We start from the raw sequence: 15742 nt of genomic DNA, 5'->3' as shown, positions 1-15742 counted from the left end.
GCCCGCCGTCCCTCCGACGCCCTCTTCGCTGACTCCACCAGGCTCGCGCGGAGCGGGGGCGGGCGGCAGTGCGGGCCGTCGTGTCCTCGGCATGACGGATGTCATGCCGAGGACACCGGTGCGGGTCAGAGCCCCAGCGAGCGCTTCAGGAAGTCGACCTGGAGCAGCAGCAGGTTCTCCGCGACCTGCTCCTGCGGAGTCATGTGGGTGACCCCGGAGAGCGGCAGCACGGTGTGCGGGCGGCCGGCGGCGAGCAGCGCGGAGGAGAGCCGCAGGGTGTGCGCGGCGACGACGTTGTCGTCGGCCAGCCCGTGCACGATCATCAGCGGCCGTTCCAGCTTGGCCGCGTCCGCGGTCAGCGAGTTGGCGTCGTACACCTCGGGGTGCTGTTCGGGGTGGCCGAGGTACCGCTCGGTGTAGTGGGTGTCGTAGAGCCGCCAGTCGGTGACGGGGGCGCCGGCGACGGCCGCGTGGAAGACGTCCGGGCGGCGCAGCACGGCGAGGGCGGAGAGGTAGCCGCCGTAGGACCAGCCGCGGATGGCGACCCGGCCGAGGTCGAGCGGGAACTCCTCGGCGAGTGCGTGCAGGGCGTGCACCTGGTCGTCGAGGGTGATGCCGGCGAAGTCGTGCCGGATCGACTTCTCCCAGGCGGGGCTGCGGCCGGGGGTGCCGCGGCCGTCGGCGACCACCACGGCGAAGCCCTGGTCGGCGAACCACTGCGAGGTCAGGTGCGGGTTGTGCGCCTGCACGACGCGCTGGCCGTGCGGTCCGCCGTACGGGTCCATGAGGACGGGCAGCGGGCCGTCCCGCTCGGGGTCGTGGCCGGTGGGCAGCAGGACGGCGGCGGGGATCCGCCGGGTGCCGGCGAAGCGGAAGGCGGGGCGGGCGGTGAGCAGCGGCGTCTCGGCGTACGAGGCGACGGTGGCCACGGCGGTGCCGTCCCGCAGCACCTGGACGAGGGTGCCGGGGCGGTCCGGGGAGGCGCTGGAGAGCACGGTGGTGCCGCCGGCGTGGACGGCGGCCGCGGCGCCGTCGCCGTCCGGCCCGAACGGGGCGACGCCGTCCGCACCGGCCCGGAACAGGCCCGTCCAGCCGGGCGGGCGGCCGCTGCCCGCCTCGCCCTCGGAGGCGGTGAAGAGCACCTCGTCGTCGCTCACGGCGAGGACGGAACGGACGTGCAGCGCGGCGTCGGTGACGGTCCGTTCGCCGATCAGCAGGGCGCGGGCACCGCTCTCGTCGGAGATCCGCACCAGCCGGCCGTCCGGGGTCCAGGCGGGGACGCCGCCGAAGAGCTCCAGCCAGGCGCCGTCCTGCTCCTCGACGAGGGGGGCGGTGCTGCCGTCGGCGGTGTCGACGGTGCGGATCTGCTGGCTGCGCTGGTCGCGGGCCTGGACGAGCAGCAGCGGGGCGCCGCCGGCCGACCAGTGCACCCGGGCCAGGTACGGGAAGGCCGCACGGTCCCAGACCACCTCGGTGCGGGCGCCGCCGTCCAGGTCGACGAGCCAGAGCCCGACCTCGGCGTTGGGGGTGCCGGCGGCCGGGTAGGCGACCTCGGCGGGGGCGGCGGAGGGGTTGGCCGGGTCGGCGATCCACCAGCGCCGGACGGGGGTGTCGTCGACCCGGGCGACGAGCAGCCGGCGGCTGTCCGGCGACCACCAGTGGCCGCGGTCGCGGCCCATCTCCTCCTGGGCGGCGAACTCGGCCTGGCCCCAGGTGACCCCGTCGGTCTCGGGCTCGGCGAGGGCGCGGTCGCCGCCGCCGTCGGTGCGGGTGACGCGCAGTGCGCCGGCGGTGGTGGCGTAGGCGACGTGGCTGCCGTCGGGGGCCGGCCGCGGGTCCAGCAGCGGGCCCTCGGCGGGCAGTTCGCGGGCGGTGCCGGCGGCGAGGTCGGCGGCGAAGAGCCGGCCGGAGAGGGCGAAGGCGGCGAGCGAGCCGGTGGCGTCGAGGGCGTAGCCGACGATGCCGGCGGAGCCCTCGCGGCTGCGCTCGCGGCGGGCCCTCTCGGCGGCCGAGAGGTGTTCCTCGCCGCCGCCGAGCAGGGCGGCGGGGTCGGCGGCGACCCGCTCCTCGCCGGTGGCGGGGTCGAGGGTCCAGAGGCTGTTGGCGCGGTCGCGGCCGGAGCCGGAGCGCAGGAAGACGACCCGGCCGCCGTCGGGTGCGACGGCGAAGGAGCGGGGCGCGCCGACGGTGTAGCGCAGGGTCCGCGCGTACTGCCGGGGGAAGGTGTCCGCAGGGTTCTCGGTGGTCATGGCACCCGACCCTACGGCCTGCCCCCGCCGGTGATCACTCGTTCGGAGCAGCCCCGGGCAACGGCCCGCGGCGGGCCCACGGGCCGTGTGCCACCGGCCGTTCGGCCGTCCGGAGCACCCCCGCGCCACGCTCGCCCACCTCACGGTACGTAATACCGGGGTCACCGATCGGGTATGTGTTGCTCATCGCGATACGGAGCCGGACCGTCCCGTTCCTTCCCGGTTCCGGATCGAGAGCCCGTCCCGCACGACCCGCCGCCCGCCCCGGGCGGCGCACCCGAGAAGGGGTGTGAGCCCTCATGGCTTTGTCCGTCTCCGCAGCCGTGCTGATGCTGGTCATCGTGGTGGTCCTGGTCCGCCGGTCCGGCCTGAAACTGGCGCACGCGATCATCTGCGCGCTCCTCGGCTTCTACCTCGCCTCCACCTCGATCGCACCGTCGATCCAGGAGGTCACCAGCAACGTGGCAGGGATGATCAATGGCCTGAAGCTCTGACGGACCGGCGGTCGCTAGGCTGACGGCCATGACCGCAGCCTCCGACCGCCCGCCCCGCCGCCTGCTCCTGGTGCACGCGCACCCCGACGACGAATCGATCGGCAACGGAGCCACCATGGCGCGGTACGCCGCCGAGGGTGCCCTGGTCACGCTGGTGACCTGCACCCTCGGCGAGGGCGGTGAGGTGATCCCGCCCGAGTCGGCCCACCTGACGGCCGATCGGGACGACACCCTGGGCGAGCACCGGATCGGCGAGCTGTCCGCGGCGATGCGCGCGGTCGGCGTCGCCGACTTCCGCTTCCTCGGGGGCCCGGGCCGCTACCGCGACTCCGGGATGATGGGCGTCGCCGAGAACGACCGTCCGGACTGCTTCTGGCAGGCCGACCCGGACGAGGCCGCCGACCACCTGGTCGCGGTGGTCCGCGAGGTCCGGCCGCAGGTGCTGGTCACCTACGACGAGAACGGCGGCTACGGCCACCCCGACCACGTCCAGGCGCACCGGGTGGCGCTGCGGGCGTACGAGCTGGCCGCGGACCCGGCGCACCGCCCGGAGCTGGGCGAGGCCTGGCGGATCGCCAAGGTCTACTACAACCGGATGCCGCGCTCGGTGATCGAGCAGGGGCTGAAGGAGACGGCCGACGCCGCGGTCTTCCCCGGCACCGCCGCCACCGGCGACGTGCCCGGCGTGGTGGACGACGCGGTGGTGACGACGGTGCTGGACGGGACGGCGTACGCCGGGGCGAAGGCGGCCGCGATGCGGGCGCACGCGACGCAGATCACCGTGGCCGGCCGGTACTTCGCGCTCAGCAACGACCTGGGGCAGCCGCTGCTGGCCACCGAGTACTACGAGTTGGTGCACGGCGAGCCGGGCGGGGAACTGCCGGAGACGGACCTCTTCGCCGGGGTGGCGCCGTGAAGGCGCTGCAGGTGGTGCTGGGGACCCGCTCGGAGCGCATGGCCGAGCCGCTGCCGCCGCGCGGCTTCCGGGTGGCGGCCTACGTGGCGCTGTTCCTCGTGGGGGCCGCGGTCTCGTTGTGCGGAGCGTTCGTGCAGGCCCTGTGGCCCCCGTTCGGCGTGCTGCTGGCGCTGGGCGCGACCGGCGGGGTGTTCTACGGCGGGCTCCGGCTGACGGGCACGAAGCTCGGCGCGGGCATCCCGCTGGCCGGCTGGTTCGCCGTGCTGATGGTGATGATGGCGCCCCGCCCGGAGGGCGATTTCGTCCTGGCGGCCGGTCTGACCTCGTACCTCTACCTGTTCGCGGGCGCGGTCGCCGGGGTGGTCTGCGCGACGCTGCCGACCCGGACGCCCCTCGGTTCCGGCGCGGCCGGCGCCGATCGGCAACGGCCCGTCAAGGGCCCCTACGCATAGCCCGATAGCGGAATTATCGGACATATCGGCTTCTTTCCGATCCGGACCGGCTCCCGGCGCTTCCCAGTATGGTGGTGCCGGTGCGGGTGCCTCCGGTCCGATCGGCCGGGGAACGACAGCCCCGGATGCCTCGGACGCAGGGCGGGAAGGTACCTTCGCCCCAGTCGCGTGGCGGCGGCGCCGTCTCAGCCAACACGTGAAGAAGCTGGTGTCGGAGGGTCCGTCCGGTCCGCAGCGCGGTGCCGCACCGCACGCGGAGGGACGTCCCACAACCCGCGGCCGCCGCCCGTCGGCGCGGCCGCGAACCCGGAGCAGAGCAGCATTGAGCAGCCGCGAATCTGACAGCGCGTACCCGTCGCCCCGTGGGGCCAACCCCGGCCGCCGCACCGCGGACGGGGCGGACGCCTACCCTTCCGGCACCCCGCCGTACGGCACCGGACTGCCGGGCGCCGCCGCGTTCGCGCACGGCCGCAACGACGACCCCTTCGGCACCGCCGCCCAGGGGGGCCCCGGCGCCCCGGAGGCCGCGGCCGACGAGGTGCCGAAGACCGAGACCACCCTGACCACCCGGATCCGGATCAACATCCCCGGCTCCCGGCCGATCCCGCCGGTCGTGGTGCGCAGCCCCGTCAAGAACGAGGAGCCCGCGGCCGGGGCGGGTGCGCCCGGGCCGCGCTCCGAGGGCACCGGCTCCCCCGTCCTCGGCCTCGTCGACGCCGGCACCGCCGACGCCCCGGCGAACCTGCCGCCGGAGTGGCAGGAGGGCGGCCCCCAGGGCGGCCCGGCCGGCGCCACCGGCGGCCAGGGCCGCCCCGACGGCGCCGGCGAGTCGGAGTCCACCGGCGCCTGGTTCCGCCCCCGCCAGAAGGGCCGCCAGGACGCCGGGCCCGCCCCCGTGCCGGCCGGCGCCCCGGGCGGGGCACCGCAGCCGGGCCCGCAGGCCGCTGCGGCTGCCGCCCAGGCCACCCCGCAGGCCGCTCCCCCGGGCGCTCCGCGTCCCGCCGCGGGCGCGCCCCGGCCGGCCGCCCAGGGCGGGCCGCAGACGGCCCCTCCCGGTCCGCGCGGACCGGTGCCCGGCGAGCGGCGTAGCGCGCCGCGGCCGGGCGGCGCCCCCGCCTCGCCGTTCGCCGGCGGCCCCGAGGGTGCTCCGCAGGACCCGTTCGCCGCGCCGGCCGCCGATCCGTTCGCCGCGCCCGCGCAGGGCCGTCCGGACGGCGGCGGGCAGCGCCCGGCCGGGCGCTTCGCCGCGGACCCGTTCGCCGGGCCCGCGCAGGGCCGCCCGACGGCCGCCCCCGGCGCGCCGGGCGGCGAGCCGCGCCGTGCACCCGCCGATCCGTTCGGTCCCGCCCCGGTGCAGGAGAACCCGTTCCGCACCGGCCCGGCCGACCCGTTCGCCGCGGGCCGGGCGGCCGGCGCCGCCCAGCCGGAGCCCGAGGACACCCAGGTCGGCGGGTTCGAGCCGATCCGCGACGAGAGCCGCCCGGGCGGCTCGATACCCGGTGTGCCGACCGCCAGCCTGTTCGGCTCGGCTCCCCCGGCGGCCGATCCCTTCGCCGGTCCGGCGGACCCGTTCGGCGGGGCGCCCGCGCAGCCCGACCCGTTCGCCGCGCCCGCGGACCCGTTCGCACCCGGCCCCGCCCCGGCCGCCGCCGACCCGTTCGCCGATCCGTTCGGCGGGGCGCCCGCGCAGGCCGACCCGTTCGGCGGCCCGTTCGGCGCCGCCGCTCCGGACCGGGGACGTCCGGCCCCCGCCGCCGCGGAGGCCGCGCCCGCACCGGCCCCGGCGCCCAAGCCGGCGCCCCCGAAGGCCGAGTCCGCCGAACCCGCACCCAAGAAGCGGGGCAAGGCCCGCAAGCTGGCCGGCTACGCCGTCGGCGGTGTGCTCTTCGCCGGCGCCGCCGCGTACGGCACCGGTCTGATGCTCAACCAGGCCGACATCCCCAAGGGCACCACCGTGCTCGGCACCGACATCGGCGGCGACACCCGCGACCAGGCGGTGAGCGCGCTCGACGACTCGGTGGCCAAGACCGGCAAGGAGCCGATCAAGCTCAAGCTGGGCGGTCAGGCGCTGAGCCTGGACCCGGCGACCGCCGGTCTGAGCTTCGACACCACGGGCACCGTGGACGGCCTGACCAAGCACAGCTACAACCCGGTCGAGGTGATCGGCTCGCTGGCGGGCGGCACCAAGGCGGTCGCGCCGGAGGTCAAGGTCGACCAGTCGAAGCTGAAGGCCGCGCTGGACGAGCTGGCCGCGAGGTCCGGCCAGGGCGTCAAGGAGGGCTTCGTCCGCTTCACCGAGACCGGCCAGACCGAGGTCGTCCCCGGCAAGGCGGGCCAGGGCCTGGACTCCGCGGCGGCCGCGGCCCAGGTCGAACAGGCGTACCGCAACCGCGCGGCCGGGCAGCCCGAGGGCGAGGTCGCGCTGACGCTCACCGCGGCCCAGCCGAAGGTCGGCGAGGACGCCCTCAAGGCGGCCGCGGCCTCGCTCGGCAAGCAGGTCCTCAACGGCAACGTGACGCTGAAGGCCGGCAAGCTGAAGTGGGACTTCGGCAAGCTGACGGCCAGCAGGGCGCTGACCCTCGCCCCGGACGCCTCCGGCAAGGTCGTCCTCACCTGGGACCTGGACAAGCTAGACACCGCGCTGAACGGCGTCTTCGACAAGGCCAAGACCCGCAAGAACGGGGCGCTCGCCCCGATCACCCCGCAGGACGTCGCCGACGGCATCGCCTCGGTGCTCGACAAGTCCGGCAGGGACCGGGTCTTCACCTTCCCCGCCTGATCCCCGCAGGTCCTCGTGGACCGGCCGCTCCCGGCCGGTCCGCCCCGTGCACGGCCCCCGGAGGCCGGGCCCGCCGGCACCCGCCGGTCCGGGCCCGGCCTCCGCGGCGTTCTGGCGGTTACTCGCCAGTGGCGGGGCAAAACCGGGCAAGACACCCGTCCGGGCCGCCTCCCGCGCCGCGTTACCAATCCTTGATCGGGACCCGGTCGACAATGCGCGCGCCCGGTCAGCAGGATGTGCCCCCAGCCGAGCCGCCCCAACCCGCGCAGACGGCCGCCCCCGCCGCACCGCCCCGCTGGGAGACCCTCGTGACCAGACCCCGGTTCCCGCTCGCCCTGACCGCGTCGGCGGCCGCCCTGGCGCTCGCCCTCTGCTCCTGCGCGAGCAGCGGCGAACCGCCGGCCGGATCCGACGGCGGCGCCCGCATGGACGGCGGGACGCAGCGGATGACGCTGTCCGCCACCAACCCCCGGCCGCGGACGTCGCTGAAGCGGGGCGGCACCCTGCAGTGGGCGGTGGACCGCCTGCCGACCCAGTGGAACCCGCTGCACGTCGACGGTGCCGAGCCGGCTACCACGGCGGTCATGAAGGCCCTGCTGCCGAGCTTCTGGCACTCCGACGCGGGCGGCACCCAGACGCCCAACAAGGCGTTCCTGCTGGACGCGGCGAGCGGCACCGAGAACGCCCGGCAGACGGTCACCTGGACCCTCAACCCCAAGGCGCACTGGTCCGACGGCACCCCGGTCACCTGGCGGGACCTGGCCGCCACCTGGCGCGCGCTGAACGGCACCGACCCGGCCTACCGGACGGCGACCGCCGCGGGCTTCGACCGGGTCGAGTCGGTCACCCGCGGCAAGGACGACTTCCAGGCCGTGATGGTCTTCCGCACCCGGTTCTCCGAGTGGCAGTCGATGTTCAACAACGCGGCGGACACCCCGCTGCTGCCCGCCGCGCACGCGGGCACCCCCGAGCAGTTCAACACCGGCTGGGCGGACCGCATCCCGGCCACCGCGGGCCCCTTCCGGCCGGCCGGGATCGACCGCACCACCGGCACGGTCACCCTGGAGGCCGACCCGGGCTGGTGGGGCGAGAAGCCGCTGCTGGACCGGATCGTCTTCCGCGCGATGGACCCGGGCGCCATGGCGGACGCCTTCGCCCGGGGCAGCGTGGACTACTTCGACATCGGCCCGGACGCCACGGCCTACCACCGCGCCGCGGAGGTCGGCACCGGCGAGATCCGCAAGGCCGGCGGCTCGAACGTCCGCGCACTGGTGCTGAACGGCCGCAGCCCGCAGCTGACCGATCCGGCCGTGCGGCGGGCCGTGCTGCGGGCGATCGACCGGGAGTCCATCGCCCGCACCGGCCTCAAGGGCCTGGACTGGGCGTACACCCCGATGAACAACCACTTCCTGGTGCCGGGGCAGAACGGCTACCGCGACAACTCGGCCGGACTCAGCCAGTACGACGTGGACACCGCGGACGCCGAGCTCGACAAGGCGGGCTGGGACCGGCCGGGCTTCGGAATGCGCAGCAAGGACGGCAAGCCGCTGACGCTCCGTCTGGTCGTGCCGCAGACCGGCCAGGTGGCGGCCGCCGAGAGCACCCAGGTGCTGGAGATGCTGGCCCTCGCGGGCATCCAGGTCACCGTGCAGAAGGTGCCGAACGCCGATTTCCTCGCCACGTACGTGAACCGGCACGACTTCGACCTCACGTTGCTCGACATCACCGGAACCCCTTTCCCTGCAACCTCGTTGGCCAGTACCTTCCAGCAGGGGGCGGGCGGGAACGTCTCCCAGGTGGGCAGCCAGGCGCTCGACGAGGCCCTCGCTGAGGCCGCGTCGGGCGAGACCGCCAAGGAGGGCTACGAGGCCATCAACCGGGCCGACGAACAGGCGTGGCAGGTGGCCGGCCTCATCCCGCTGTACCAGCGGCCGGCGATCTACGCCGTGCGGCGGGCGGTCGCCAACCTGGGCGCGCCCGGCATGTCCGACCCGGTCTACGAGGACATCGGCTTCCAGAAGTAGCCGCAGAAGAATGCACGGCGAATACTCGCCAGTGGCGTGAATTTGCCATCCAAGAGCGGGAGCGAATTGCTCGGCGACACACCCCGGGGATGCCCAAATATTCGACCCGCCTACCGCAAAACACTAGTGTCCGATTATCGGACGGTGCAACACCGTCGACAATTCGCCCGGAAATACCCAAAACGGACAACTAGTCTACGCGCATCGACCGTTGGCGCCGACGGATTCGGCGTCCACATAGCGGATGCCACCCCGGCACGTTACGGACGCGTGAACACGCTATACAGTCGTATGTCCGCTTTTGACCGTCTCACAGAGGGCATGTCAAGCGATTCCACACTACGAAGTGGTTGACATTGCAGCACGAAGCAAGAAATGGGCGTCCGCGAAGTGAGGAACTCTTGACGTTCGATTAACGACTTGCAAGAGTCCGTGCATCCAACTTTTTCTCCTTGCTGCACACAGACCACGGTCGGGAGCTTTAGCACCATGACGACGCCAACCGGGGCCACGACGGACGACGACAGCGTTCTGGTCGGGTCCACGTCGGACCTCGACGCCACCAGCACGGCCGACGCTCCGTCAGATCCTGGCTTCCGGGGCCTCTCCCCGGGCAAGCTCATGTGGCGGCGCTTCCTGCGCGACCGCACCGGCGTGGTCAGCGGCGTGATCGTGCTGGCCTTCGTGGTGATCGCCCTCCTCGCCCCCGTCATCTCGATGGTCTACGGCAAGGACCCGGTCACCCACTACGGCCAGAACACGCCCGACCTGCTGACCGACTCCGGTCTGCCGACGGGCCCCAACGGCGGTATGAGCGGCGACTTCTGGTTCGGCCTCGAGCCCGGCCTGGGCCGCGACCTGTTCACCCTGCTGATCTACGGCATCCGCACCTCGCTGCTGATCGCCTTCGCGGTCTCCCTGCTCACCACCGTCATCGGTGTGGCGCTGGGCATCGCGGCCGGCTACCTCGGCGGCAAGACGGACTACCTGATCGGCCGGGTCATCGACGTCCTGATGTCCTTCCCGTCGCAGATCTTCCTGATCGCCACCATGCCGGTGGTCAGCGGCCTGCTGGTCGCCAACAACGAGGCGCAGCCGACCTGGCTGTCCTTCACCGCGGTGACGATCGTCCTCTCGCTGCTCGGCTGGATGTCGCTGGCCCGCATCCTGCGCGCCACCACCCTGTCGCTGCGCGAGCGGGAGTTCGTCGAGGCGGCGAAGGTGACCGGTGCCTCGCCGGCGCGGATCATCTTCAAGGAGCTCCTCCCCAACCTGTGGACGCCGATCCTGGTGCAGTCGACGCTGGCGCTCCCCGCCTTCGTCACGGCCGAGGCCGGCCTGTCCTACCTGGGCGTCGGTGTCACCGAGCCCACCCCCGACTGGGGCCGCATGATCGCCGACGCGGCCCAGTACCTGCGAACCGACATCACCTTCCTGATCTTCCCGGGTCTGGCGATGGTGCTGTTCGTCCTCGCGTTCAACCTGCTCGGCGACTCCGTCCGGGACGCATTCGACCCGAAGGCCAACCGCTGACCCCACCAGCGGGCACCGAGCAGCCCCAAAGACTCCGGGGGGATGGGCACCCCAGCCCCGGGCACCCAACTGAAATGCAGACACCTTCCACAGGCAGGATGAAGATGAACGCTCGCAAGTCGCGGCGGCTCGCCGCCGCCATCATGGTGGCCGGGGCCCTGACCGTCACCACCGCGTGCTCCAGCGGCCACTCCAACGGCGACGGTGCCGGCTCCGGTGCCTCCAAGGAGCCGGTGAAGGCCGCCAGCATCTCGGTCGGCACTGCCGAGGACTCCAAGGGCCCGGCGGCTGCGGAGCCGAACGCGAAGAAGGGCGGCACGGTCAACATGATCGACCGCGACGACTTCTCGCACCTCGACCCGGCGCAGATCTACCTGAACTACAACAGCGAGGTCTCGCTGCTGCTCACCCGTCAGCTGACGGGCTACAAGTACCTGCCGGACGGCACCCAGAAGCTGGTCGGCGACCTCGCCACCGACACGGGCACCACCACCGACGGCGGCAAGACCTGGAAGTTCACGCTGAAGGACGGCGTGAAGTGGCAGGACGGCACCCCGATCACCTCGGCCGACGTCAAGTACTCGATCGAGCGCACCTTCGCCTCCTTCGTGAAGTCGGGCCCGACCTACGTCCAGACCTGGCTCGCCGGTGACAAGTACCGCGAGGCGTACGCCGGTCCGTACGACGGCAAGAGCCTGGACGCGGTGCAGGCGCCCGACGCCAAGACCGTCGTCTTCACCTTCAAGGACGCCCACCCGGACGCCAACTTCACCCTGGCGATGACCGGCTACGGTGTCGTGCCGAAGGCCCAGGACACCAAGGACGCCTACGACAAGAAGCCGTTCTCGTCCGGCCCGTACCAGATCGTCGAGCACGTCACCGACAAGTCGCTCGACCTGGTCCGCAACCCCAACTGGGACCCGGCCACCGACCCGATCCGGAACGCCTACCCGGACAAGTGGCACATGGAGTTCGGCGTCCAGGCGCAGCAGTCCACCGAGCGCTTCATGGCGGACAACGGTGCCGACAAGCTCGCCTTCAGCTTCCACAACCAGGTCCACCCCAGCTTCATCGACCAGGTGAAGGCCGACGCGAAGCTCAAGCCCCGCACGCTCGAGGGCCTGTCGCCGTACGTCGACTACTACTTCATCAACAACACCCGCATCAAGGACCAGAAGGTCCGCGAGGCGCTCATCCGGGCCTTCCCGCACCAGCAGACCCGTCAGCTCCAGGGCGGCACCAGCTACGGCGACTACGCCACCACCTACATGAGCCCGACCGTCCTGGGCTACGAGAAGAGCGACGTCTACGACACGCTCAAGAAGCCGCAGGGTGACCCGGAGGCGGCCAAGAAGCTGCTGACCGAGGCCAACGCGATGGGCCAGACCATCGTCTACGCCTACAACAACACCCCGCTGCAGCAGAAGGTCACCGAGGCGATCCGCGTCGCCCTGGAGGCGGCCGGCTTCAAGTTCGTTCCGAAGCCGCTCGACGCCAAGACCTACTACGACGCCATCGGCCTCGTGAACAACGAGTACGACCTGTACTGGGGCGGCTGGGGCGCCGACTGGCCGACCGGCTACACCTCGCTGCAGCCGGTGTGGGACGGCCGCGCGATCGCGGACGGTGCCTCCAACTACGCGCACCTGAACGACCCGGAGGTCAACTCCGCGATCGACGCCGCGGTCAAGATCGCCGACCCGGTCGAGCAGGGCAAGGCGTGGGCGGCCCTGGACAAGAAGCTCCAGCAGAAGGCCGTGTCCATCCCGGACGTCTACCAGCGCTCGCTGAGCCTGTACGGCTCCGGCCTGGGCGGCGTGAAGTACGACACGCTGTTCGGTCTGCAGTCGCCGCTGAACATCTACGTCAAGTAGTCACCGGCACCACGCAGTAGCCACGGTGGGGCACCGGCCGAACGGTCGGTGCCCCACCGGTCGGCCCCCCTCAGCCCTACCCCGCCCCTGCAAGCCACCGCACCCGCAGCCGGCGCCCCGATCAGGAGAGCCCGACCCCATGCTCCGATTCCTAGTCCGCCGATCCCTCGGCGCCCTCGTCATCCTGCTGATCATCAGCATGATCACCTTCGCGCTCTTCTTCGCCATTCCGGCGGACCCGGCGCGGCTGTACTGCGGCAAGGTCTGTTCGCCCGAGAACCTCGTCCTGATCAAGCACAGCATGGGACTGGACCAGTCCGTCCCCATGCAGTACTGGAACTGGCTGTCGGGCATCTTCGTGGGCCACACGTACCCCGGCGGTGACGTCCCGCACTGTGACGCGCCGTGCTTCGGCTGGTCCTTCGTCAAGAAGGACATGGTCCTCGACACCCTGATGGACCGCTTCCCGACCACGCTGTCGCTGACCGTCGGCTCGGCCGTGGTCTTCCTGGTCTTCGGCATCGGCACCGGCATGCTGGCCGCCCACAAGCAGGGCAAGGCGGCGGACAAGATCGCCAGTGCCGCTTCGCTGGTGGCCACCTCGATGCAGATCTACGTCGCAGGCCCGCTGGCCCTCTGGGCGCTGGTCTACAGCACCGACCTGCTGGACCTGCCCACCTACGTGCCGATCACCGAGGACCCGATCGGCTGGTTCACCGGCCTGCTCGTCCCGTGGATCGTGCTCTCGCTGATCTGGACGGCCAACTACACCCGTATGACCCGCTCCTCGATGGTGGAGCAGCTCACCGAGGACTACGTCCGCACCGCCCGGGCCAAGGGCATGTCGGGCACCTCGGTCTTCATGCGGTACGCCTGGCGCGGCGCGATGGGCACCATCGTCACCGTCTTCGGCATCGACCTGGGCGTCCTGCTCGGCGGCGCGATCATCACGGAGAGCACGTTCGGCCTGCACGGCCTCGGTGAGCTCGCGATCCGGTCGTTCATCGACTCCGACCTGTCGATGCTGGTCGGCGTGACCATGGTGGCCGCCACCTTCATCGTGATCTTCAACATCGTGGTCGACGCCGTCTACGCCCTGATCGACCCGCGCATCCGTCTGGCCTGACGGCCGCACCCCCTGGCCGCAACCGCAGTTCCCACCTCACGTACCGCACCGAGGAGCCCAGTCCATGACCACCCAGGCCAAGCCCGAGGAGGCGGCCGCCGGCGGCGGCAGCAGCACCGCCTTCCTCTCAGTCCGCGACCTCTCGGTCCGCTTCAGCACCGAGGACGGCGTGGTCCGGGCCGTGGACAACCTCTCCTTCGACGTGGAGCCGGGCACCACCCTCGGCATCGTCGGTGAGTCCGGGTCCGGCAAGTCCGTCACCAACCTGGCGATCCTCGGCCTCCACAACCCCGAGAAGACCGACATCAGCGGCTCGATCAAGCTGGCCGGCCAGGAGCTGGTGGGCGCGCCCACCAAGGAGCTGGAGAAGCTCCGCGGCAAGACGATGTCGATGATCTTCCAGGACCCGCTGACCGCCCTGTCGCCGTTCCACACGATCGGCAAGCAGATCGGCGAGACCTTCCGCAAGCACACCGGCGCCTCCAAGAAGGAGGCCCGGGACCGGGCCATCGAGATGCTGACCAAGGTCGGCATCCCGCAGCCGAACGTGCGCGTGGACGACTACCCGCACCAGTTCTCCGGCGGCATGCGCCAGCGCGCGATGATCGCGATGTCGCTGGTCTGCAACCCGAAGCTGGTCATCGCGGACGAGCCGACCACCGCGCTGGACGTCACCGTGCAGGCGCAGATCCTCGACCTGCTGAAGGACCTGCAGCAGGAGATGGGCACCGCCATCATCCTGATCACCCACGACCTCGGCGTGGTCGCCAACACCGCGCAGAAGATCATGGTGATGTACGCGGGCCGCGCGGTGGAGCGGGGCACGGTGCGCGAGGTCCTCAAGACCCCGCAGCACCCGTACACCTGGGGCCTGCTCTCCTCGATGCCGAACCTCTCCGGCCCGGTCGACGTTCCGCTGCGGCCGGTCCGCGGCACCCCGCCGAGCCTGATCCACCTGCCGTCCGGTTGCCCGTTCAACCCGCGCTGCGACTTCCGCGAGAAGGTCGTCGGCGGCGGCTGCACCACCGAGCGCCCGGCCCTCCTCCCGGAGGCCGGCCACGCGACCGCCTGCCACCTGACGGCGGCCCAGAAGCAGGACATCTTCATCGATCAGATCCAGCCGCGGCTCGGCTGACAGGACGGGCAGAGACACCATGAGCAACGAGCTGACCCTCGACAAGTCCGCGTCGGGCACCCCGGCCTCGACCGACCCGCTGCTGACCATCACCGGGCTGCAGAAGCACTTCCCGGTGATGGACGGCTTCCTGTTCAAGCGCAAGGTGGGCGCCGTCCACGCGGTCGACGGCGTCGACCTGACCGTGCACGCCGGCGAGTCGGTCGGCCTGGTCGGCGAGTCCGGCTGCGGCAAGTCGACCACCGGCCGGCTGGTCACCCGCCTGCTGGAGCCCACCGCCGGTTCGATCTCCTACGCGGGCCGCGACATCACGCACGCCTCGCGCAAGGAGCTCGCGCCGATCCGGTCCGAGATCCAGATGATCTTCCAGGACCCGTACTCCTCGCTGAACCCGCGGCACACCGTCGGTTCGATCATCTCCGCGCCGATGGAGATCAACGGGATCAACCCGCCCGGCGGCGTCCAGCGGCGCGTCCAGGAGCTGCTGGAGACGGTCGGCCTCAACCCGGAGCACTACAACCGCTTCCCGCACGAGTTCTCCGGCGGCCAGCGCCAGCGCATCGGCGTCGCCCGCGCACTGTCGCTGAACCCGAAGCTGATCGTGGCCGACGAGCCGGTCTCCGCGCTGGACGTCTCCATCCAGGCCCAGGTCGTCAACCTGCTGCAGCAGCTGCAGAAGGACCTCGGCATCGCGTTCCTGTTCATCGCCCACGACCTCGCCGTCGTGCGGCACTTCTCGCAGCGCGTCGCGGTGATGTACCTCGGCAAGATCGTCGAGATCGCCGACCGCCAGTCGCTCTACGAGGCCCCCCGGCACCCGTACACGCACGCGCTGCTCTCCGCCGTTCCGGAGCCGGACCCGGACGACGCCCGTGAGCGGATCCGCCTGGTCGGCGACGTCCCGTCGCCGATCAACCCGCCGTCGGGCTGCCGCTTCCGCACCCGGTGCTGGAAGGCGCAGGACAAGTGCGCGACGGAGGAGCCGCCGCTGGTGCAGCTCTCCGGCAGCCGCGAGGGCCACCTGACGGCCTGCCACTTCCCGGAGGAGGGCACCATCCTCGCCGCCGACGTCCCGGCGCAGCGGGAGACGGCCAAGGAGCTCTGACCCGGCCGCACGGCCTCGGACCGACGGCGAAGGGCCCCTCCACCCGCGGGTGGAG

At 72.2% G+C, this 15742-nt stretch carries 11 protein-coding genes; 10 read left to right on the top strand and 1 reads right to left on the bottom strand.

What is annotated here, in order from left to right; translation table 11 throughout:
* Positions 1-125 precede the first annotated feature (125 nt).
* On the bottom strand, positions 126-2249 hold the full coding sequence (locus AB0442_RS27935; RefSeq protein WP_366166224.1) for a prolyl oligopeptidase family serine peptidase: 2124 nt from the start codon (positions 2247-2249) through the stop codon (positions 126-128).
* Between the two features lie 299 nt (positions 2250-2548).
* Between AB0442_RS27935 and AB0442_RS27930 the strand changes: the two genes are divergently transcribed.
* From AB0442_RS27930 to AB0442_RS27885, 10 genes are all read left to right on the top strand, one after another.
* A complete protein-coding gene (locus tag AB0442_RS27930; RefSeq protein ID WP_030275935.1) occupies positions 2549-2743 on the top strand; it encodes a DUF2304 family protein in 195 nt (64 codons plus the stop codon).
* 28 nt (positions 2744-2771) lie between these two features.
* Positions 2772-3659 (top strand): N-acetyl-1-D-myo-inositol-2-amino-2-deoxy-alpha-D-glucopyranoside deacetylase, encoded by an 888-nt coding sequence (mshB, locus tag AB0442_RS27925; protein ID WP_363548420.1) that lies wholly within the window; start codon positions 2772-2774, stop codon positions 3657-3659.
* Positions 3656-4111, top strand: coding sequence for a DUF6113 family protein (locus AB0442_RS27920; protein ID WP_366166221.1), 456 nt, complete (start codon positions 3656-3658; stop codon positions 4109-4111). Before mshB ends, AB0442_RS27920 begins: the two co-directional genes overlap by 4 nt.
* A gap of 322 nt (positions 4112-4433) precedes the next feature.
* Positions 4434-6890, top strand: a complete 2457-nt coding sequence (locus AB0442_RS27915; protein WP_366166219.1) for a peptidoglycan binding domain-containing protein — start codon at positions 4434-4436, stop codon at positions 6888-6890.
* A 308-nt stretch (positions 6891-7198) separates the two neighbouring features.
* Positions 7199-8914 carry an ABC transporter family substrate-binding protein gene (locus AB0442_RS27910; protein WP_366166218.1) on the top strand — a complete coding sequence of 572 codons (1716 nt, stop codon included), beginning with the start codon at positions 7199-7201 and terminating at the stop codon, positions 8912-8914.
* A gap of 489 nt (positions 8915-9403) precedes the next feature.
* Entirely contained in the window at positions 9404-10447 is a 1044-nt protein-coding gene (locus tag AB0442_RS27905) for an ABC transporter permease (protein WP_030275945.1), read from the top strand.
* Between the two features lie 104 nt (positions 10448-10551).
* Positions 10552-12321, top strand: coding sequence for an ABC transporter substrate-binding protein (locus AB0442_RS27900; protein WP_366166216.1), 1770 nt, complete (start codon positions 10552-10554; stop codon positions 12319-12321).
* A 139-nt stretch (positions 12322-12460) separates the two neighbouring features.
* Entirely contained in the window at positions 12461-13447 is a 987-nt protein-coding gene (locus AB0442_RS27895) for an ABC transporter permease (RefSeq protein ID WP_030275949.1), read from the top strand.
* 64 nt (positions 13448-13511) lie between these two features.
* Positions 13512-14582, top strand: coding sequence for an ABC transporter ATP-binding protein (locus AB0442_RS27890; protein ID WP_366166215.1), 1071 nt, complete (start codon positions 13512-13514; stop codon positions 14580-14582).
* A gap of 19 nt (positions 14583-14601) precedes the next feature.
* The gene (locus AB0442_RS27885; RefSeq protein ID WP_366166213.1) at positions 14602-15687 is read left to right on the top strand and encodes a dipeptide ABC transporter ATP-binding protein; all 1086 of its coding nucleotides are present in this window, start codon (positions 14602-14604) and stop codon (positions 15685-15687) included.
* Positions 15688-15742: the final 55 nt, after the last annotated feature.

Origin of the sequence: Kitasatospora sp. NPDC085895, assembly GCF_040702125.1 — a bacterium.
GTDB lineage: Bacteria > Actinomycetota > Actinomycetes > Streptomycetales > Streptomycetaceae > Kitasatospora > Kitasatospora arboriphila.
Note: the sequence above shows the minus strand (reverse complement) of the source record. Positions and strands in the feature narration are given on the sequence as shown.

Bases quoted from the DNA above. Each gene is read 5' to 3' on its own strand.
- AB0442_RS27935 (WP_366166224.1), bottom strand. From the start codon at position 2,249: ATGACCACCGAGAACCCTGCGGACACCTTCCCCCGGCAGTACGCGCGG.
- AB0442_RS27930 (WP_030275935.1), top strand. From the start codon at position 2,549: ATGGCTTTGTCCGTCTCCGCAGCCGTGCTGATGCTGGTCATCGTGGTG.
- mshB (WP_363548420.1), top strand. From the start codon at position 2,772: ATGACCGCAGCCTCCGACCGCCCGCCCCGCCGCCTGCTCCTGGTGCAC.
- AB0442_RS27905 (WP_030275945.1), top strand. From the start codon at position 9,404: ATGACGACGCCAACCGGGGCCACGACGGACGACGACAGCGTTCTGGTC.
- AB0442_RS27900 (WP_366166216.1), top strand. From the start codon at position 10,552: ATGAACGCTCGCAAGTCGCGGCGGCTCGCCGCCGCCATCATGGTGGCC.
- AB0442_RS27895 (WP_030275949.1), top strand. From the start codon at position 12,461: ATGCTCCGATTCCTAGTCCGCCGATCCCTCGGCGCCCTCGTCATCCTG.
- AB0442_RS27890 (WP_366166215.1), top strand. From the start codon at position 13,512: ATGACCACCCAGGCCAAGCCCGAGGAGGCGGCCGCCGGCGGCGGCAGC.
- AB0442_RS27885 (WP_366166213.1), top strand. From the start codon at position 14,602: ATGAGCAACGAGCTGACCCTCGACAAGTCCGCGTCGGGCACCCCGGCC.